Annotated in this window: 7 protein-coding genes; all 7 read right to left on the reverse strand. The window is 62.0% G+C overall.

The window, feature by feature from the left end; translation table 11 throughout:
• Positions 1–7: 7 nt before the first annotated feature.
• The gene (locus tag HQN78_RS13020; protein ID WP_235084213.1) at positions 8–4999 is read right to left on the reverse strand and encodes a LysM peptidoglycan-binding domain-containing protein; all 4992 of its coding nucleotides are present in this window, start codon (positions 4997–4999) and stop codon (positions 8–10) included.
• The gene (locus HQN78_RS13025; protein WP_235084214.1) at positions 4984–14382 is read right to left on the reverse strand and encodes a hypothetical protein; all 9399 of its coding nucleotides are present in this window, start codon (positions 14380–14382) and stop codon (positions 4984–4986) included. Before HQN78_RS13025 ends, HQN78_RS13020 begins: the two co-directional genes overlap by 16 nt.
• A gap of 387 nt (positions 14383–14769) precedes the next feature.
• A complete protein-coding gene (locus HQN78_RS13030; protein ID WP_235084215.1) occupies positions 14770–16206 on the reverse strand; it encodes a lytic polysaccharide monooxygenase in 1437 nt (478 codons plus the stop codon).
• A gap of 263 nt (positions 16207–16469) precedes the next feature.
• A complete protein-coding gene (locus HQN78_RS13035) occupies positions 16470–17936 on the reverse strand; it encodes a lytic polysaccharide monooxygenase (RefSeq protein WP_235084216.1) in 1467 nt (488 codons plus the stop codon).
• Between the two features lie 137 nt (positions 17937–18073).
• Positions 18074–19795, reverse strand: a complete 1722-nt coding sequence (locus tag HQN78_RS13040) for a HAMP domain-containing sensor histidine kinase (protein WP_235084217.1) — start codon at positions 19793–19795, stop codon at positions 18074–18076.
• A complete protein-coding gene (locus HQN78_RS13045) occupies positions 19789–20337 on the reverse strand; it encodes a CHASE2 domain-containing protein (RefSeq protein WP_235084218.1) in 549 nt (182 codons plus the stop codon). The genes HQN78_RS13040 and HQN78_RS13045 overlap by 7 nt, the downstream gene beginning before the upstream one ends.
• A 177-nt stretch (positions 20338–20514) precedes the next feature.
• On the reverse strand, positions 20515–21204 hold the full coding sequence (locus HQN78_RS13050; RefSeq protein WP_199225803.1) for a response regulator transcription factor: 690 nt from the start codon (positions 21202–21204) through the stop codon (positions 20515–20517).
• Positions 21205–21376: the final 172 nt, after the last annotated feature.

Raw genomic sequence — 21376 nt, forward strand, 5'->3', positions numbered from 1 at the left:
TCCTTCTCTATTTAGTAAATTTCACTTGGTAAGGATAATTAACCTCAACATTCACATACCCCAACGAATGCATTGATTTACCTAGCGGGGTCTGCCACACCGCCGCAGATGAAGCCCCTGCTTTCAAAGAGCTTTCAAATACTGCTCGATTCGTCAACCCAAGCTCAGCAGAAACAGAAGAAACTCGACCCGGCCCGACTAGCTCAATAGCTCTGGAGATCATTTCTGTTCCAACCCCTTTCCCTGCCACAGAAGTTTCATACCAATTTATATGCATATTCCCATCTTGGAAGTTAGCCAATAAATTACTACGTGAAAATCTATTATCAACTACAGCCCCTGTTGCCCTATCAAACTTTTGACGTGACAACAACTCAACTTCGAGCATCTCACCCTTTTGAAGCACCTTTGTTTCGAAAGATAGGCCCGTACGTACAGCTACCCTTCCCTCAGCTCCCAATACCTTCCGAACCGAACCCCCGAAAAACATCGTTCCTACATCCAACCCCAGTTGCGCACGCATGGAGCCCGCTTCAAAATCCCGCCCCATGTTCTCCAAAACATCAGCCTGCTGACGACGATTATTCAACGAATCGACGAACCCCAACGCTGATGCGACCGGGTCACTCAACAAAGAAGTGATGGCTTGTCCTCGCACATTCTGCCGTGCCCATACCCCTTGGGCAATTGAGCTATCATGACCCATACCAAGGCTAACGATATCACCCAGCTGATACAAGCTGTCCGCAGTAGTCCGAGCCAAACCATCCACGCTATTCAAAGCAAATTTCGCCACGCCATGCATTTGGCCTAATAGATAGTTCCAACTAAATTCTTTCGGATTGAACATACCTTGCAATTCAGTACGAGAGGCCTGGACTCTCGATGGATCATACTCAGCATCTCCTGGATAATTACCCCCACCTACAATAGAGATCACCATTTCATCTTTACCCGCAGGCAGCCTCTGTCGCGACTTGCTTGGCGCTTGGGCCTTGGCCGCTGTCGCGCGTTGCGCCATCGGCTCGTCGTCTACCACAGCATAAGCAGCCTCGTTGCTCAATGAATCCAGGCTGAGCCAAGCTGGCTCCAGGGCTTCCGCCCGGCCGCTAAAGCCCCAGTCGCGTACCTGTTTGGCAAACGCCGCCTTCTGCTGTTGCCGTGCCCTATCCTGATTTTGGATGCCGCTCACCACCTGGTCTCCTAGCGCGCTGCCAAACGATTCCGCCGCGATCGCGCTCCAGTTCGGACGCTGGCCGGTCAGTTGCGATTGGATTCCGCCCGACACCAGACCTCGCAGCGTGCCGTAACCTACGCCGGCCACCGGATCCGAACTGTTCCAGCCCAGGCTGTCGCCCATCCAGCTGCTGGCCCCGGCCGCCGCGCCGCTGGCCGCCACCGAGGTCCAGTTGAAGGACTTTTGCAGCCCGGTGGCCATGCCCACGCCCTGGGTCATCGCGTTGACCGCCATCGTCCGCGCCACCGTCTCGCCCAGCCCCTTGCCGGCAAAGGCCGACAACGAGGAGGTGTTGGACGCGCCCGCCAAGCCGGCGGTCGCCGCCGCCGAGAACGCCGACAGCCCCACCTGCCCCCAGGAGAAGCGGTCCTGCATCCCCATTGCCATCGCCACACCCTGGCTAACGATGGAGCCTACTGCACCACCTATCGCGGCCGCCGCGAGACCAGCTCCGCCGGCGATACCACCGGCTAAGGTCGCTGCGCCAGCAGCAGCAATCTGAGCTAGGCTAGCAGCACCCAAAGTCAATGCGCTACCGGTGGCCGTAGTCACCATTCCCATCGCCACAGCTGCCGCGCCAGCCGTCATCACCACCGCGACGACCGCAACAACTGCAACAAAGATGGCCCCAACCCCGCCACAACCGCCTCCACCCTGTTGCGGCGGCGGCGGCGGATCCGGCAGCGTCGGGGTCACATCGCCAATCGCCTCACCCGGGCTATACACTCGGTAGGTGCCGCTGCTGTTGTGAAGGTTGGTGACTTTATTCGGCACCCGCAGCGCCTGACCTGCAGCCAAGGTCTCACTGCCGGTCAGACCATTGGCGTCGGCCAGCAAATACCACAGTGACTTGTCGCCCCACAGCCCTGCAGCCAAACTCTGCAGCGTATCACCACCACGCACGGTTACCGTGCTTGGGGCCTGTCCCGGATAATTGGGGGCAATCGGTTCGTAGTTCTGATCAAAGTCGGCGCTGCTCACCGCAACGCCAAAGCGGTACTGGTCTTTCTTGCCGCCCAGTTGGCCTTGGGCCAATGCTTGCGCAAAGTCCATGCGGCTTGGGCCATCATTGCCCACCGCGCCCACTTGCTTGCCGTCAACGTAGTAATAGTCTTGGCGCTTGTAAACGCTTTGCTTATCCAGTTCCTCGCGTCGAATCACCACCCCTTGGGCATCGTTGATGTAACGCAGGCTGCGCTGACCCTGTTCGTCGATAGCCTCTTTCAGGTGACCGTTGACATCGTAGGTCAAATGCGAGATCCCAGGCCGCCAATCCGGCGCATCTTTGTTGTACGGTTGAGCGGTAATCTTGGATTGCTTGGCCTCATCCCACCATTCGTACTCGTAATAGGTGGTGACTGTGGTGGTGTCCTCTTGCTGAGTGGATTTCAAGGTTCCGTCTGCCATCAAGCCGTATTTGGTCGCTTTACCGTCCACCACCTGCCGCAGCATTTTGTTGTCCGCGTCGTAGTCCGTATTCGTCTTGCGGGCCTTGGCCTGGCCATCCCAGCTAAAGCTTTCCGCATCGGTCACCCGGCCCAACAAGTCATTGCTGCGCCGATACGCCAGCTTGCCGTTGATCTGGGTATCCGTCAGAAAACCGTCTGCGGTGTAACTGTACGTTTCCACCGTGCCATCGCCGCCATTGCTCGCCTTGGCCCGTTGCCCGAAGCCATCGTACTCGATCCGGATACCGCGGCTGCCCGCCACAATATTGCCGGAGGCGTCACGGCTGCCCTGGGTTACGGTGAAACGGTTCATCGCATCATAGGCGTACCAGTTGTCCTGCACTTGCTTGCTGCCATCCTTGCCATCCTGATATTCGCTGTAGACGCGCTGACGGTTGCCCACCGCATCGTACTGATAGCGGCTGAGGAAACGAGGATCCTTGATTTCGATCACCCGGCCACGTTCGTCGTAGCGCATAACGGACTGTTGGTAGAACGTCAGGTGGTCGCGGTCCGGACCGCTGGCGTAAGCCTCATAGTTTTTACGGCCGTCGTTGTCGTAGCCATACAGCGTAAAACGATTAGCAGCCCTATCCTCCATGCCCTGCAGATTGCCATTGCCATAGTAGGTGTACAGGATATTCTGGCCTTTATCGCTCTGTTGGCGAATCAACTGGCCCGCATTGTTGTACTGGTACTGAGTCACCCGGCCGCCCAGATCACGGTGTTCGCTCTTGAGGCCGAACAAATCCACCGCATCCTGCATGGTCATATTGTTGGCGTTGGTGGTAGTGGTTCGCCAACCGCCCACCACAATGCCGCCGGCACCCTTCAACTGAGCATCCCAGGCATAGCTGTAAGTGGTATGGCGAGAGGCCGCACTGACCGTTTCCAACACCCGGCCCAAGCTATCGTAACGCGTCGCCTCCGCAAACACCGTCTTGCCGTCGCTTGTACGGTGGGCAATTCGCTGTCCAGCACCGTCATAGTCGTACTCGTCATAACCGCGGCTGCCGTCCACCCGCTGAGCGCGGTCCAGCCGCTTGAGGCGGCCAAGCTTGTCGTATTGATAATCTTGTTGGCGCTGTCCATTGACTGTAACGATGCGCAGATTGCCCAGGCTGTCGTAAGCCATTTCCTTGCTGCTGCCATCTGCATGGCGTTCACGCAGTACCTTGCCCTGCCCCTCCTGGCTGCCTGCCAGCCAACGCTGGCGGTTTTCATGCCCATTGGCGTCTATGCTGGACACCAGATTTCCCACCGCGTCATAGCCGTAACGCGTAATAGCTTCGTCGCCCAGTTTGTCGCTGCCGTCGATATTCTTCAGCACACCGCCGTTGTCGTCGCGCAACTTGAGCGCAGCTTCGCGCTTGGCGACCAGCTTGCCGGCCGTATTGTATTCAGTGCGAATGCTATTGCCGGCACCATCGGTTTCGCTAATCACTTCGCCGAAGGCGTTGTAGACTTGGCGGCGCGTGATGGTGGCCTCACTATTGGTCACTCCCAGCAATACCCACCGCAAACGTCCAGTATAAACATCTTCACCATTTGCACCTCGCCGCATAAACCCCTTGGCTAACAAGGTGCTACCATCACTCTCCTGTAGATAGATCCCATTGATGTCCTTCAACTGATAACGATATTCGTAATCACCAATAGGTAGAGTATCAACATTTAATGCAAACCCCCCATTTCTCTGCCTATTTAATTTAACTTCTTGCCAGGATCCTCCTCCTTTTGTTCGGTATTGCAACTCCATTTGGGTTGCCGCAGTCTCCTCTGGAGAAAAAGAAACATACATAGGCAAAGCTAAACCAACAACACTACCTCGATCCAGAGTCACTGCTCCACCACCCAAAGTAATGGAGCCTTGAGCACGATTAACCATACGGCCGGCCGCATCAAATATCTGGTATTCAAAATCGTAGAGTGTTGGTGATGGTAAACTGCGAGAAATATCCACGCAATCCCAGTTAAAATCTCGCCCTTCACTTTTAACAAGAGCAACTTCTTTAAAATCCAATTGACTACCTGACGGGCGGAACCGCACTTTACCATGCATTGCGTCCGTCAATTGATTCTTAATATGAACAATCTGTGGCTGCTCATACCAGCGAACAGGAGCCGTTACAGAACTGGGATTACCCGACTGAAAACCACCGATCAACCGACCAAGTGATTGCTGACCATTAAAATACTCCAAATCATATTCGTAACTTACACCTATCTTTAACCCATAATCCGCAGGATTAAATTGAAACCACGCACCTGAGTAATTATTCGATAGACTTCCGCGCTCTATCCACCCCCCCATGCTTCTCCCTGCACTCTAAAACGAATAAGAGTACGATTTGTACGCTCACTTAAACCAATAACATTCATACTTCCAAGCTGCCCCGCCCCTGAGCCCGCAGCCATAAAAGCACTATTCATTGGCAATTTATTTTGCAAAATACTAGGCCCTTTATCATCAAGACTCATCTCACCTTGACGGGCATTCAATATTTTACCCTGATCATCTAGCGACACATAACAAAACTCATACTTCCCCCTACTCATTCCTGACCAATCAAAAGAAAACCAAGATGACTGTTCATGTCCATTAATTTTCACAATCGGAATCGACTGCACAATCCATCCCAACTCAGAAGATACATTCCTAGTCAGGAGAATAATTTTAGACACGCCGACCTGATTTTTAAAATGAACCTCAGATCGATTTATGGACAATTTCGGGAAAGAGAGAGGTTCAGGCAGGTAACGACCAATAACATCCATTCCAGTAAATGACTTCTCCACCTTCCCCAAAAAAACATCCTGCCCTTGCACCTCCTTATATATGTTTATCTCGAATTTATAATTACGCTGCTCAAAATTAATAAGAGGCAAGTTAATATCAACACTTACACTTCCTCCTGAATAACCATACTTAGTTTCAACAAATCTTTCTTTCGGCATAGGGCGAATAATTGAAACAATATCAAATTTATACCGCCCATCTCCAAGCATTAAAACATTCTCAGGAAAACCGAATGTTACAACTGCCTTGAATGCACGACCAAACTCACCCCGCCCAAACCTGTCATCCAACAAATAAGATTGAAATCCATCAAATAGAATTTGGCTCGTAACTACACCATTACCAACAATAGCAATATCAGACTTTCCCATCGGACTAACAATAGGAGTATTATCCCTAAAAAACGCTCCGTCTGTTGTTACCACATCGCCACGCCCAGTTTGCTGCTCGGCTGTTGTCCAAGCTTCCACCTGAACAACTGAATCTTGATGCTTATTTACCATTTTTGGCTGGCGTGTCGTCACATGTAAATTTCGGGCATCATAGTCACTTACTGACAAACGAAATGCATCCAAATCATCTTGGAAATTAGAGCTATTGACTTGGGACAACTTATACAACACCTGCTCCAGTGTCATATTTCGTAACTCGTCACCTTGAGTTCGCCCTGATGTAATCGTCAGCGTAGAATTACCATTAGCATCGTAACCATATAGTTTGGTTACACCACCCGCGTTGCCACAAATCAGCCGGCCTGCAGTGTCATATTCACTGAACTCCTGCCAAGCTCCTTGACGATTAACACTGGTCCGCTTGCCTGTGATTTGCCCCCAAGCGTTGTAGCTCACCTCCTGCCACACTCCAGTCGCGACATCCTGTTTAGCCGTTTGCAATTTGGCCGCATTGTAGGCATACAGGGTGACATCCTGCCCTCCCGCCGCCTCCTTGCGCTCACGGCGGGTACGCGTCACATTGCCCACCGCATCGTAGTCGTAGAACGTGATATTGCCTTCGGCATCCCGCGCCCAATCTGCCCGGCCGCCCAGGCTGTAATGGGTTTCGCTGAATACGCCGTCCACTCCGGCCTTGACGATCTTGGTCGTCAGGCTCAAATCGTTGTAGCTGGTATCGGTGGTCGGCCTTACGCTCTGCCCAGCCTGATCGATAAATACTGCTTCCTCGCGATGGACTTCGCGGCCCAACGCATCGTAGCGGATGTCGGTGACAGCACCCTTGGCATCGGTTTTCTGCGTCAGCAACCCTAAAGCGTTGTAGCGATACAGGGTACGCACGGTGCCGGTCTGACGGGTTTGCGCAATAGCGTCTTCTTCGGGCTTACTAGAAACATCCAGACTAGCCTGCTCGTAATAATCGACATTCAGCCGACGTTCTTCCACCAGCCTGCCCATGCGGTCATAATCAAACTCGCTGACACGGTCTTGAGCACCAGGTTTGAGCAGACCACGCGCTGCATCCAGCGTAATACCCTCAGCCGGCACCGTGGCGGTGGCATAGCGCGTTTCTCTCACCGGCTTGCCGGCGGCATTGTAGTTCCAAGCCACAGCGTAACCAGCGGCATCCACCTCCAACAACTTGCGTCCGGTAAGGTCATACCAACGCAGTATCCGATTACCCCGAGGGTCAATCTCACACACTACATTTCCATTGGCATCATATTGACGTTCAGTAACAAGGTCCTGAACCCTAACTATCGGCGCTCCATCCTTCTTCACATCCCCATAAATAACGGTCTGACGCGGAACAACCGTCCTCTGCAATCGATTATTACCGTCGTAGACGTAGCGGGTTTCGCGAACGTCGGCATTCGCCGGCGCCGGCACGCCGCCGTCCGCCGACAGGCTCACCGGGCTGGCGTAGACGCGCTGGACGAGGACGTTGCCCGCCGCGTCGTAGTCCCATTCGCTCAACACGCCGTCGCCGTTGCGCTCCGCCACCTTGCGCCCCAGCGCGTCGTAGCGGCTGCGGGTGATCTTGCCGTTGGCGTCGGTGAATTCGATCTGACGGCCGGCGGCGTCGTAGCGCCAGCTTTGGCTGGGGCTGACCGTGGCTTCACCGCCGTCCAGGGTGTAGACCGGCAGCGCGTCGCTGGTCTGGCGGATCAGCCGGTTGTTGGCGTCGTATTGATAGCGGGTGGTGCGCTGCTCCGGCTTGCCTTCGGCTTCCACTTGCAGCGTGCGGTTGCCGAAGCCGTCGTATTCGAAGCGTTTGACGATGCCCAGCGGGCTGGTCTCTTTGAGCACCCGGCCCTGCGCGTCGTAGATGTAGTGATAGGTACCGCCCAGTTTGTTGAAGTATTTCAACTTGTTGTTAAAAGCATCATAAGCCATCCGCTCGACGCCGCCTTCGGCGTCGAAGATGCGGGTCTGCCGTCCCAGCGCATCGTGTTCGATCCGGGTCACCGCGTCGCGCTGGGCATCGACGATCAGGGTCGGCGTCAGGCCGGGTTTGAGCGCGGCGGTGTCGACGCGTTGGGCGTAGCGGGTGATGCGGGTGGTCTGACCGAGCGCGTCGTACTCGGTGGCGGTGGCATAGCCTTCGGGATCGATGTGCAGGGTCTGGCGGCCGAGCGCGTCGTAATAGTTGTAGCCGCTATAGCCGCGCGGGTCGGTGATCTTGACCGCGTTGCCTGCCGCGTCGTATTCGGTGACGGTGACGCCGCCCAGCGCGTCGGTTTCGCGGATCAGCCGGCCGAGCAGGTCGTAGTCGCGGCGGGTGGTGTGGCCGCCCGCGTCGGTTTCGGCAATGCGATTGCCTTTGGCATCCAATTGATAGCGGGTGGTAGCGGCTAGCTTGCCGCCGTCGCCGCGGGTTTCCTGGATCAGGCGGCCGGCGGCGTCGTAGCTTTGGTGGGAGACTTGGTCGGCCGCGTCGGTCACCAATGCCGGCTTCCAGTCGCTGGGCCCCGAGGCGTCCAGCGCCAGTTCTTCAAACTGCGCCCGCGTCGCAAACAGCCAGGAGTTGTTCTCACCCACCGCGGTATTGGTTTTGCGCAGCGTCGCCACGCCTCGCACCGCGCCGTCCGGCGCCACGCCGTCCGCCACCGTCCGCTTGTAACCCTTCAGCGCCGGACCGCCCGGCAAGTTGTCCGCCGGGGTGTTGCGATGCGCGCCCGTCTGCTCCGATGTGGCGCCCAGCGCCTGACCCGCCACGTTGAACCACACGATGTGCACGCTCGTATTCGCCCGATGCGCGCCGGTGTACACCGAGAAGGCGTAGCGACGTCCGGCTTGCACCGGCACGCTTTGCACCAGTTCCTGGTAAGCGTCTTGCGGATGGCGACCGGTCTGGTGCAAGTAGACGGTGTTCTCGCCGGCCAGGCCCTCCGCTATCCGCCAGTCGGCGTTCAGATTGCCGCCCACTTCGGCGTCAGCGTTCCACGCGCCATAGCCCCAGTTCGCCACCTTGCCCGGCGCCGAGGCTTCGAACAGGCTGTTGCGCAGCAGGTTGGCCTGGGCGCGGCCTTGCAGGCTTTCCGCCGACAGCCCCATCTGCGCCAGGTTCTTGGCATAGCGTAGGGTGTCGGTGACATTGCCCGCCGCGTCGTAGCGGCGCTCGGTCACATAGCCCTGCGCGTCGACGCTGAGGCTGGGTCGTCCGGCTGCGTCGTAGAAACTGCGGCTGTGCTGGTCGGCCGCATCGGCCACCAATGCCGGCTTCCAGTCGCTGGGTCCCGAGGCGTCCAGCGCCAGTTCTTCAAACTGCGCCCGCGTCGCAAACAGCCAGGAGTCGTTCTCGCCCACCGCGGTATTGGTCTTGCGCAGCGTCGCCACGCCCCGCACCGCGCCGTCCGGCGCCACGCCGTCCGCCACCGTCCGTTTGTAACCCTTCAGCGCCGGACCGCCCGGCAAGTTGTCCGCCGGGGTGCTGCGATGCGCGCCCGTCTGCTCCGATGTGGCGCCCAGCGCCTGACCCGCCGCGTTGAACCACACGATGTGCACGCTCGTATTCGCCCGATGCGCGCCGGTGTACACCGAGAAGGCGTAGCGACGTCCGGCTTGCACCGGCACGCTTTGCACCAGTTCCTGGTAAGCGTCTTGCGGATGGCGACCGGTCTGGTGCAAGTAGACGGTGTTCTCGCCGGCCAGGCCCTCCGCTATCCGCCAGTCGGCGTTCAGATTGCCGCCCACTTCGGCGTCAGCGTTCCACGCGCCATAGCCCCAGTTCGCCACCTTGCCCGGCGCCGAGGCTTCGAACAGGCTGTTGTGCAGCAGGTTGGCCTGGGCGCGGTCTTGCAGGCGTTCCGCCGACAGCCCCATCTGCGCCAGGCTCTTGGCATAGCGTATGGTGTCCGTCACCCGCCCCGCCGCGTCGTAACGCCGCTCGGTCACATAGCCCGCCTCATCGATGCTCAGGCTCGGACGGCCCGCCGCGTCGTACACCGTGCGCGTGCTCTGGTCTTTCTCATGGGTTATCAACCGCCCCGCCAGTTCAGCCGCCGTCAGCATGGAGCTCAGGCCATACACCGATACCGGTGTCGCGTAGCGTCGGCTTTGCACCGCCTGCCCCGCCGCGTCGTATACCGTTTCCGTCATCAGACCTTGCACATTGAGGCTGTAACGCAAGCGGTCATTGTCGTCGTAGATGTAGTGGGCGGTTTTGCCCATCGCGTCGGTCTTGGACACCACATTGCCCTGGCCGTCGTATTGGTACACCGTGCTCTGCTTCAGCCCCTCCGGGTCCACCGTCTCCCGCACCCGACGACCGGCGCCGTCGTATTCGTATTCGGTGGTCTTCGCCTGCGCCGTCCCCGCCGCTTCCGTCACCCGGATCTGCCGTCCCTGGGCGTCGTAGCCGTAGGTGGTCGTCAGCTTGAGCCCGTCCGGATCGACGATCAGGCTGTGCAGCCGGCCCGCCGCGTCGTAGCGCTGTTCGGTCACCCGGCCGTTGGGCTCGGTTTGCCGCAGCACGCGGCCCTCCGCGTCGTATTCGGTGCGGCTGCTCAGTTTCAGGCCGTCCGGGTCCACGGTGCGTTGCAGCACCCGGCCCGCCGCGTCGTATTGGTAGACGGTGCGGGCGCCGTTGGCGTCGACGCTCTCGATCTGATGACCGGCGCTGTCGTAGCCGCTACGGGTGGTTCCCGCCGGCGTGGTGGTGCTCAGCACTTGGCCGTCGCGGTTGTATTGGTAGGTCGTCGCCTGACCCAGCCCGTCGATCAGTTGCACGGTGTCGCCGTGGCCGTTCTTCTGGGTGATGGTCTGGACGCCGTCCGCCTGGGTGACGGTGACGCGGCCGCTGGCTTCGTCGTAGGCGGTGGTGGTGGTGCGGCCCAGCGCGTCGATCTGGCGCAGCACCCGGCCGAAGGCGTCGTAGGCGTGGCTTTGACGGCCGCCTTGCGGGTCCTGGACGCTGATCTGGCGGCCCAGTTTGTCGTAGTCGATCCGGCTGCGGTGGCCGTTGGCGTCGACGCGCTCGGTCTGCCGGCCGAAAGCGTCGTACTGGGATTCCGTCCGCAGCGCCAGTCCTTCGGCGTCGCGGGTCTGGCTTTGCAGCAGGCCGCGCCGGTCGTAGGCGCTGGTCTGCACGCTGCTGCGCGCGGCGTCCAGCCGCTGCCGGTAAGCCACGGCTTCGCCGAAGGCGTTGTAGCGCCATTGTTCGCGTTCGGTGTTCAGCCGGTCGCCGGCGGCGAGGCGTTGGCCCAGGCGGTTGTATTGGCTGGTTTCGAGGCGGTCGGCCTCGCTGCTCAGCCCGCCGGGCAGGCCGCTTTGGTTGCCGCCGTTCAGCGCGGCCAGCGCGCCGGCGCCAAGCCGAGTGGCGTAACGCTGGGTGGCGACGACGTCGCCGAAGGCGTTGTAGCGCACTTCGCTGATTTCGCCCAGGCTGTTGAGGGTGTGGCTGAGGCGGCCGGCGGCGTCGTAGTAGTACAGGGTGCGCGCGCCGGCGCCGCCCTGGCCGTCGGGGCCCAGGCTGGCGGTGCGTTGGCCGCCGGCGTTGTAGTAGTGGCGGGTGCCCCAGCGCGCCCAGACGGCGTCGATTTGCGGGGCGCCGGCGTCGGCGCCGAGCGCGGCCAGCGCCTGGGCGCCTTCGCCGGCCAGTTCTTGCGTCACCCGGCCCTGGCTGTCGTAGCGCTTGAGCTGGCTGCGCGCGTCGTCGCCGGCCTGGCGGGTGACGGCGATCACTTGGCCTTGGGCGTCGTACTGGTAGCGGACGATCAGGCCGCTCGGCCGGTGTTCTTCGCGCAGCAGCCGGTCGGCGGCGTCGTATTGGCGCTGCACTTGGCGGTCGTTGCGGTCGGCCGCCGGGCGCAGCGCGGCCAGCGTGTCGCCGCCGCCGACGCGGGTGGCGTAGCGTATCGTTTGCGCAATGCGCCCTTGGGCGTCGTAAACGGTTTCGTCGAGGTAGCCTTCGGCGTCGATCCGGCCCACCAGCCGGCCGGCGCCGTCGTACAGGCTGCGCGTGCGTTGGTCGGCGCCGTCGCTGGCCGGGCGCAGGGCCTCCAGCGTGTCGCCGGCGCGGGCGCGCTGCGCGTAGCGCACGGTTTCGATCGCGCGGCCGGCGCCGTCGTAGCGGGTTTCGCTCAGATAGCCTTCGCCGTCCAGGCTGGCCAGCAGCAGGCCGTCGCGGTCGTAGTAGCGGCGGCTGACGCGGTCGCCGGCCGGATCGGCCGCCGGCTGCAGTTGGGCGTCGGACGGGTCCAGTTCGCCGGGCTGGCTCGCCAGCGCCGCCAGTTGTTCGGCGCTCAGCCGCGTGGCGTAGCGGGTGCTGCGGGTCAGCCGGCCGGCGGCGTCGTATTGGTGGCGCTCGACGCCGCCTTCGGCGTCCACGGTCTGGACCAGGCGGCCCAGGCTGTCGTATAGCCGGCGTTCGATGCGGTCTTCCGCCGGATTCGCCGCCGGACGCAGCGCGGCCAGCGACAGCGCCGCCGGGTCGCCGCTCAGCCGGGCGATGTCGATCCGGGTCGCGTAGCGCAGGCTGGCGATGATCTGGTCGTTGCCGTTGTAGCGCCATTCGGTGACGTCGCCGGCAGGATCGATCTGGCCGACCTTGCGGCCGCGTTCGTCGTAGAGCAGGACGCTGGCGGCGCCGTTGGCGTCGATCAGCCTGACCGGCTGGTGGCGCGCATTGTATTCGCTGCGCGCGGTGCCCAGCGGGCCGCCGGCGTCTTGCTGCACCACGGCCAGCAACTGGCCGGCCGCGTCGTAGCTGCTCACCGTGCTCAGGCCGTTGCTCAGGCTGACCCGGGTCTGCCGCTGCGCGTCCTGGTAGACGGTGGTGGTGGCCACGCCCGCGCCGTCCCGGCTGCGCACCACGCGGTTCAGGCCGTCGTAGAGGTAGTCGGCCAGCACCGCGCCGCTGACGCCGTCCAGCTTCTGCAGCAGATTGCCCGCCGGGTCGTAGACGTAGCGCACGCTGCTGTGCCGGCCGTCGGCCACGCCCTTGCCCTCGGCGTCCAGGGTGGCGTAGCGGGTGGTGCTGGCCACCAGGCCGCGCAGGTCGTAGCCGGTATCGCTGCGTTCGACGCGGGACAGGTCCTGCTTTGCCGCCCAGGCTTGCAGTTCGGCTTCGCCGGTGGCGTCGTCAGCGCCGGCGAACACGCCGCCCTGGTACAGCAGCCGGCTGACTTCGCGGCCCTGGGCGTCGTAGCGGCGCTCTTCCACCCGGCCTTCGGCGCTGAGGCTGAAGCGCAGCCGCAGGCCGCTGGCGTCATAGACGTTGCGCCGGGTGCCGGCGCCGTCGACGGTTTCGCTCAGCAGCTGGTTCTGGGCGTTGTAACGGCGTCGGGTCTGCTGGTTCTGCGCGTCGCGCACGCCGACGCGGTTGCCGGCGGCGTCGTAGTCGAAACGGGCGGTTTGGCCGCGGCCGTCGGTGATCGCGCTGACTCGGCCGTGGCCGTCGTAGTCGAAGCGTTGCTCGACGCCGCCGCCGGCCACCCGTTGCAGCAGGCCGTCGCGGTAGTTCAGTTCGGTGCGCAGCCCGGCGGCGTCGCGGACCACGGTGCGCTGCCCCGCGGCGTCGTAGTCGAAGGTGGTGGTCAGCGTCTGCTCGCCGCGCACGTCGCTGACGCTGAGCACGCGGTAATCGCCGTCCACCTGCGCATAAGCGAAGTCCAGCCGGCTGCCGTCGCTCTGCTGCAGACTGGCCAACCGCTGGCTGGCGCCGTCGTACACATAGCGGGTGGTGTAGACCTGGCCGTCGGCGACGCTGTTGTCGTCGGGACTGAGGTCGGTGGTGACGCTGCTCAGCCGGTTCTGCTCGTCGTAGCCGTAGCGGGTGCGGGTCAGGGTTTTGTTCTGCTCGCCGTCGCGGTACACGCTGCGCAGCTGGCTCAGATGGCCCTGGGCGTCGTAGTCGATGAACAGCGTCTCGCCGTCGGCGCTGCGCAGGCTGACGATGCGGCCGGCGCCGTCGTAGCCCAGCGCGACGGTCTGGCCGTCGCGGCTTTGCACTTGCTGCAGCCGGCCGGCGCTGTCGTAGCGCTCCTGGCTCTGGCTGTCGCCGTCGGTCCAGATCCAGGCCTGGCCGTCCCAGCGCACGGTGTCTTCGGCCCCGGCGCCGCCTTGCGCCAGGTAGAGGCCGCGCGCCGCGTCGTAGCGGTACAGGGTGTCGCTGCCGTCCTCGGCCTGACGGCGCAGTTGCGAGCCGGCGCTGCCCGGGGCGCCGCTGAAGTCGAACAGCTGGCGGCTGTAGCCCAGGCGCCAGTTGCCGGCGTCGCCGCCCTGCCCCTGGCTGTTGTAGGTGCGGACCAGCTGGATCGGCAGTCCGTTGCCGGCGAGGAATTCGTCGCGGCGCTGCAGCACCAGGTTGCCGTTGCCGGCGTTGACGTAGACCCGTTCGCCGCCGCGGCCGAAGGCGGCCTCGCCCAACTGACCCTGCCCGCCCAAGGCCGCCAACGAACTGTTCTGCAAGCCCAAACCCACGCCCGACACCACTGCAACCATTATGCGACCTCTCGAAAATCAGATTATTCGAGAAGTCTTATCTGGGAAATGGATGAAAAGTTTAGGATGAAATGCAAAAAACTCATGCCAAGACGGCGGTAAAATTCACACTTTCCGTAACTGACTGGGGCAACTCTCTGTCCGCCATAGCCGCAGCCCGCCGCCAATAGTCATGCGGCGGTCTCCAAGCGCCTTGCGGCGCCATGCCCAAGCTGCGCATGACCGACGACAATTTGCTCACGCCACAGACAAGGTGCTTGATGTAGCGCTTGGCCGAACGCCCGCCTTGCTCAATAAACAGTTAAAAAAAGCCCCTTGCTCCAAGAGGCAAGGGGCTGTCATTTCCAGCCGGCGGCGCGCGGCCGCCGGCCGGATCAGACGCTTAGTTTAAAGCGGCGCCCACAGTGCGGGCTGCGAAGCCGGCGTCCAGCCTGCGCCTTCCCAAGCGGTATGCGGCTGCAAGCAGCGGTATTGCTTGGCTTCGAAGACGACGACCTGGCCGGCCTTGTAGCTTGCGCCTTCTTTCCAGACATCGCCCTCCAACGGCGGCGTGGGGCCGCTGTCGTCGGCCTTGACCGTCAGCGCATGCGCTGCGGTTTTCTCGCCCTTGCTGTTGCTGACCTTGACCTTGAAGCTGTAGGCAGTGTCCTGCTCCAGCGCCGGCGCCTTGAAATTGAGCGTGGCGGCGTTGAGCGCCAGGCCGGCGATCTTGGGCGTCACTTCCCACAGGTAGTTCAGATTGGTGCCGGAAGCGGCCGCGGCGGACAAGCTGACGTTGGCGCCGCTGTTGACGCTGGCCGGGCCGCTGACCGTGACATTCCCCGGCGCGATTTCATCCGGCGGCGGCTTGGTGCCTCCGTTATTCTGGTCGATGGCGAAACTCACCTGCTTATTGCGGCCAAACACCTGGTTTTCGGTGGCGCTGAATTGCGGCGTGATGTCCGAACCGATCAGCTTGCCCACCTTGACCACGCTGGAGCTTTGATTGACCTTGGTGGCCAACGCATGCATCCATTGCTCCGGCTTTTCCTGACCAGCCTGCACCACGATGCTGTGCTTTTCCAGGTCGCCGCTGCGCACTTTATCGAATACGCGCAAGGTCAGCGTGACGCCGGTGTTGACCTGGCCGCCTTCCAGCGCGCCGCTGGCCTTCCATTCGATATTGTTGGCCACCACGTCCACGTCGGAGCAGGCGTAGAAGGCTTCGGCGTTATCACTCGGATCACGCTGCCAAACGCTGTACACCACGCGCTTGCCGGTCAGCTCCGCCGGAATCTGCACCTCCAGCTTGGTGATGCTGCCGCTTTCTGGACGCGGCAGGGGACCGCTATTGCCAATCTCTTTCAGGTCTCTCCAGCGCAAACCCTGCTCCGGCTTATAGTCATCTGTGCTGATATAGGTCTTGAAGTAGCTGGAGATGTGGCCTGCGGTTTGCTTGTATTCGAACACGGCCTTGCCTTGGGCGTCCGGGGTCACCGTGGTGACGCGTCCTTTGAAATCGGCCGCATCCAGCTCTTTCCAGTCGATCTTGCCGCCGGCGCACAGCAGGCCGTCTTCGACCTTCTCTTTATGGTTGCTTTTCACGCCGCCCTGCACATTGGACATCCAGTTGCTGCTCAGCGATGCGATCTTGCCGCAGCTGGCATAAGTCGGGTTGCCCCACGGGGTATCGAAGGTGGCGCAGGCGTATTCGCGGCTGGGCGGGTTCACCATGGAGCCATGGGCGCTGGCGGTGGACGGGACAACGGCCATCAGGGAGGCGGCGATCTGGCTCAGGGCCAACACGGGCAGGACGAGCTTGCCGGCGGTGCGAGGTGCGGTCATGTTCTAAAACCTTGATCTTAAGGGTTGGGTTGCCGCCCTCCCTGGCCGCCGTCGGCCGAGGAAGGGCTTGCCCGCATTGTTCCAAACCCTTGCCCGCCGCCCAATCATTCTCAATAAAAGCTAAAGTTCAGCGATTTTTAATCAATATCGGCCATCAAACGGCAAAAGCCCGGCAGGCTTACGCCTGCCGGGCAGACCCCAAAACCGGGTCTTAAACCTGCGTCCAGCTGGGGCTCAGCCTGAAACGCGCGGCCATCCGGACATTACTTACCCTTGCACTGGCCATGCATGTCGGTCGAGCTTACCGGACGCCATACGCCCCACTGGCCGCCCGTGCCCGGCTTTTCGCCTTGGGTCCACCATCCGTTCATCCATTCCTCGCCCTGATATGTCACTTTGGCGCAAGGCTGGGCATAGGTCTTGGCCGCGTCCCAGGCACCGGCTACCGGCGGCTTGCCGCCTTCATCCTTGGCCTTGACCTCCAGCTTGTGCTCGGCGTTCTTGCTGCCCAGCGCATTGCTGACTTTGACCGTGAAGTTATAGCTGGTGTCCTGCTTAGGCTCCGGCGCCTTGAAATTGAGGGTGGCGGCGTTCAGCGTCAGGCCGGCGATGCTGGGCGACACCGTCCACCGGTATTTCAGGTTGGTGCCGGCGGCGGCTTGGGCCGACAGGCTGACCATATCGCCGCTGTTGACGCTGCTCTGGCCCTTGACGGTGACCTTGCCCGGCGCGATCTCGTCCACCGGCGGCTTGCCGCCCTCATCCGATTGTTCCAAGGCAAAGCTGTATTCCTTGCCCAGACCGAACACGGTGTTGCCGGTGGCGTTCTTGACCGGCACCACTTGGCCGTTTTGCAATTGGCCCACCTTGACCACGCTGGATTTGGCGTTGACCGCGGTGGCCAGCGCATAGGTCCAGTCTTTGGCCGCGGTTTGACCGGCGGCGATCTTGATCGAATGCTTTTCAAGATCCCCGCCGCGCAGCTTGTCGAAAACGCGCAGGGAGATGGTGGAGTCGGGCTTGGCCTCGAACGGGCTGGAGACCAAGGCGCCCAGCGGTTTGAAGTCCGCGCTGTTGGCCACGATGTTCACGTCGGAACAGCTGTAGAAGGCCTCGCCGCTGTCGCTGCGCTGCCATACGTTGTAGATCACGCGCTTGCCCTGCATGCCGGCCGGAATCTTGACGTCCAGCTTGGTCTTTTCGCTGGGCGCCACCGCGCCGGAATTGCCGATCAGTTGCAGGTCATTCCACTGCAGCGGACGCGTGAAATCATAGGAGTCATTGCTGATATAGGATTTGAAATAGGCGGTCTGGTGCTGGGCGGTCTGATGATAGGTCATCGTGTATTTGCCGTCCGGTCCCGGTTGGATGGTGGTGGCCGGCCAGTCGACGGCCGCATCCAGGCCACCGAAGGTTTTGGCATTGCCTCCCGCGCACAATTGGCCATTAGGCACCACTTGCTGGTGATTACTGCTGGCGTCGCCCTGGCGCACGCTGTTCCAGTCGTAGATGGCTTGCGACTTGCCAATTTCTTTGACCGCCTGGCATCCCGGGGTTTTTGGATTCTCCGGATTATCGGAGCTATGACAATATTTAATGCGGCTGATCGGCTCTTCCATCGAGCCATGGGCGGAGGCGGCGGCCGGGGCCAGCAGCATCAGGGAGACGGCGATCTGGCTCAGCGCCAGCGCGGGCAGGGCGAACTTGCCTGCGGAGCGGGGTGCGGTCATTGTTGAAACCTTAATTTAAGGGGTTGGGTGACAGCCCTCTCCAGCCGCCATCGGCTGGGAAGGGCTTGCCCGCATTGTTCCAAACCCTGGTGCGGCCCCCAATCAATCTCAACAGAAGCTCAAGCCGGCGGCCGCGCCTAGCGCTCTCCTCCCTCGCTCTCCACCCACGGCGCCAGCAGCAGAAATTCGCTGCCCAGCCGGCTTCTGGATTTGACCTCGACGCGGCCGCCGTGGGCCTGCATCACGGCCTTGACGAAGGGCAGGCCCAGGCCGGCGCCGTCGCGGCGGCCTTCATCCACCTGATAGAACGGCTCGAATAGCCGTGGCAAGGCGTGTTCCGGAATGCCTATGCCCTGGTCCACCACGCTGATGCCGGCCATGTCCCCCCAGCGCGCCAGCCGCAGCACGATGTGGCTGCCGGCCGGCGAGTACTTGACGGCGTTATCCAGCACATTGACCACGGCGCGCAGCAGCATGTCGTAATGGCCGCGCACCCACAGCGCTTCCATCGCCTCCGGGCCGTGCAGCACGATGCGCTTTTGGCGGGCGCCGGCCTCGATCTGGTCCATCGCGTCTTCGGCCAGATCGGTCAAGGCCACCGGCAGAAAGCCGGCCGGGTCCAGTTGCTCGGCGCGGGAGAGGCGCATGAAGTCCTGCGCCACGCGCAGGCTGTAGTTCACTTGCCGGCGCAGATCGTTGAAGAATTGGTCCTGCCGCGGCCCGGTCTCGCCGCCGCGCTGTTCTATCATCGCCAGCATGGTGGTCAGCGGATTGCGCAGATCGTGCGCCATCTGCCGCAGCACGCGCCGGTCGCCGGACACGCTGGCCTTGACGCTTTGCAGGTCGACCAGGCTGATCAGACTGCTGGACAGGCCGTCGCACAGTTCCGGACAGGGCGTGACCAGCAACATGTGTTCGCCCTGGCTGCTGCGCACTTCCTCCACGCCGATGTTGCCGCTGTGAAGCGCTTTTTCTCGCGCCCGCCCGGCCAGGCCCAGCACCCAGGCTTCGGCCTCCTCCGGCGCGCCTTGCTCGCACAGCAGCTTGCGCGCCGCCTGGTTGCTGAGGATGATTTTGCCGCCCTGCTCGAAGAAGATCGGATAGGGCAGCATATTGAGCACGCTGACGTAGGAGTTTTGCCAGGCGCGCATCTGCCGCATCAGCCGTTCGATTTCGTCGGCGCCGGACTCGGGCTCCTGGCCGCGCAGCGGCAGGTCCATGCCGGCTTCGCGCAGGCTCTGCCGCATCGCCTCCATTTCCTGCCGCAGCAGGAGATGAGTCTTGGTCTGCCAGCGCCAGGCGCAGCCGGCGTAGATCAGCAAGCCGCCTGTCAGCGGCGAGCTGACCGGAATCCAGATCTGCGTTTGCAACAGCAAGAGGGTGGACGTCAGCCAGCAGCCGCCCAGCCACAGCCAGGCGCGGCCGTGCATGCGCGCCGGCGGCGCCAGCAGGCAGACCAGCAGCAGGCCGAACATGAGGCCGAAGTTGACCAGCAGCTTGTACGGGGCGGCCAGCAGGGTGACCGGCCCGTGGTTCATCAGGGTCTGGGTTTGCAAGGCCAGGATCTGGCTGCGGGTATGGCCTTCGCGGTCCAGCGGGTAACGGTTGGAGCGCAGGCCCTTGAACGGGTCCAGCGCCAGATGGCCGACAAAGACGATCTTGTTGTGAAACGCCTGCCGCGGCACCGCGCCGGTCAGCACGTCCAGCATCGAATACTGCTGGATGCGGTGGTGGGCCGGCAACACCAGCAGCCAGCCGTCGGCTTGCGGCGCGCAACGCCGCCAGAACGCGGTCAGACAGCGGGTGTTTTCCCGCGGCGGCAGTTCATAGCCGGCGACGCGGATGGCTTCCATCACCATATGCGGCGCCAGCTTCCGGCCATGTTGCTTGTAGGGACGATGCCGGTGACCACGCTGCGGTCCCCTATCAAGAGGTCGCGGTGCCCCAGCCCAGCCGCGGCGGCGTAAACGGCGGAGGGCTCGGGACCGTCCCGCCCCGGCGCGGCGGGGGCGTCGGGCGGCAAGGCCAACACCACGCGGCCGTGGCGCCGGATGGCGTTCGCCAGCATGCCTTCGTCCCGGCGCGACAGCAGGTTCATGTTCAGCGCCACGCTGTCGGCCTGCTCCAGTCTTTGCAGCAGCACGGCGTAGAGCACGTTGCCGTTGACTTCCTCATGGCCCAGCGCCTGCACCGTGGCCTGGTCGACATTGACGAGCACGACATCGTGTTCGTCGTCTTCGGTTTGCAAGGCGGAGAGCAGTTCGAAGTACAGCCGGTCCAGCGAGTGGAACAAGGCGTCCTGGTTGGGGATGGCGAACACCACCAGCAGCAGGACGAAGGCGATCAGAAAGCGCGCGTCGTGCCGGTGTCCGCGCCGGAACGCTTGGCAAAGCCATTTCATAAGACGGCCCAAGCGCGAAAAAAGGACGCGGCCAGCCAAGCCGGCGCCTCATTCAAGGAGCAGCTCAAGGCGAGACAGGCCGAAGACCTTGGGCGCGCATGCGGGAAATGCGGGCTCGGGAGACGGCCGTCGGCGCGCAATGCCAGAGTCAACGCGCAGCGGGTTGCAAACGGGTCCTCAGACCCGCTCCAGCCGGTAACCGTAGTTGTACACGGTGGAGATCACCATGCCGTTGCGCGGCCGCAAGCCCAGCGCCGAGCGCAGATTGCTGACATAGGTGGCCAGGCTGGCGTCGTATTTGCGGTCCGCCTGGCCCCAGATGCGCTGGCTGAGAAAGTCCTTGGTCAGGATGCGGCCCAGGTTGCGGAACAGCAGCGTGGCCAACGCGAATTCCCGCGCCGGCAGCGTGGCGGCCTTGCCGCCGGGCAAGCTGACGCTGCGCGCTTCCGGGTGGAAGGTGTAGCCGCCGGCCTCGAACGAGGCCTCCGGATTGCCCAGCCGCTGTTGCTTGCGAAACTGGGCGTTCAGCCGCGCCAGCAGCTCGCGCTCGCGGATCGGTTTTTGCAGATAGTCGTCGGCGCCGTGCTCCAACGCCAATACGATGTCTTCTTCGTCGTCGCGCTGGGTCACCATCAGGATGGGCAGCGCCGGCGGCAGCTTGGCGCGCGCCCATTTGAGCACCTCGACGCCGTTTCGGCCCGGCACCTCCCAATCCAGCAGCATCGCGTCGCAGCGCTGCTGTCGGAATTGGGCGACGAACTGGTCGCCGTCGGCACAGGCGACGGCTTGATGGCCATATTGTTCCAGCAGCTTGACCACGCTGGCGGTTTGGAGCGGACAGTCTTCTAAAATAGCAACAATCATCATATGCGTTTCGGTTGAAAGCGACGGACTCGCGGCGGGAGCGGAAGCGGCGCGCCTTCGGAGCCGCGGCGCGGCCGCGGGCGCAAAAGCGTTGGAAAGCCGCTGTCATCGGTCGCCAAAGAGGGTGATTCTTACGGAAGCATGGTCCGGGAATCTATAGGAGTACTCCTAACTT

The organism is Chromobacterium sp. Beijing (assembly GCF_021496765.1).
In the GTDB taxonomy this organism is placed as follows: domain Bacteria; phylum Pseudomonadota; class Gammaproteobacteria; order Burkholderiales; family Chromobacteriaceae; genus Chromobacterium.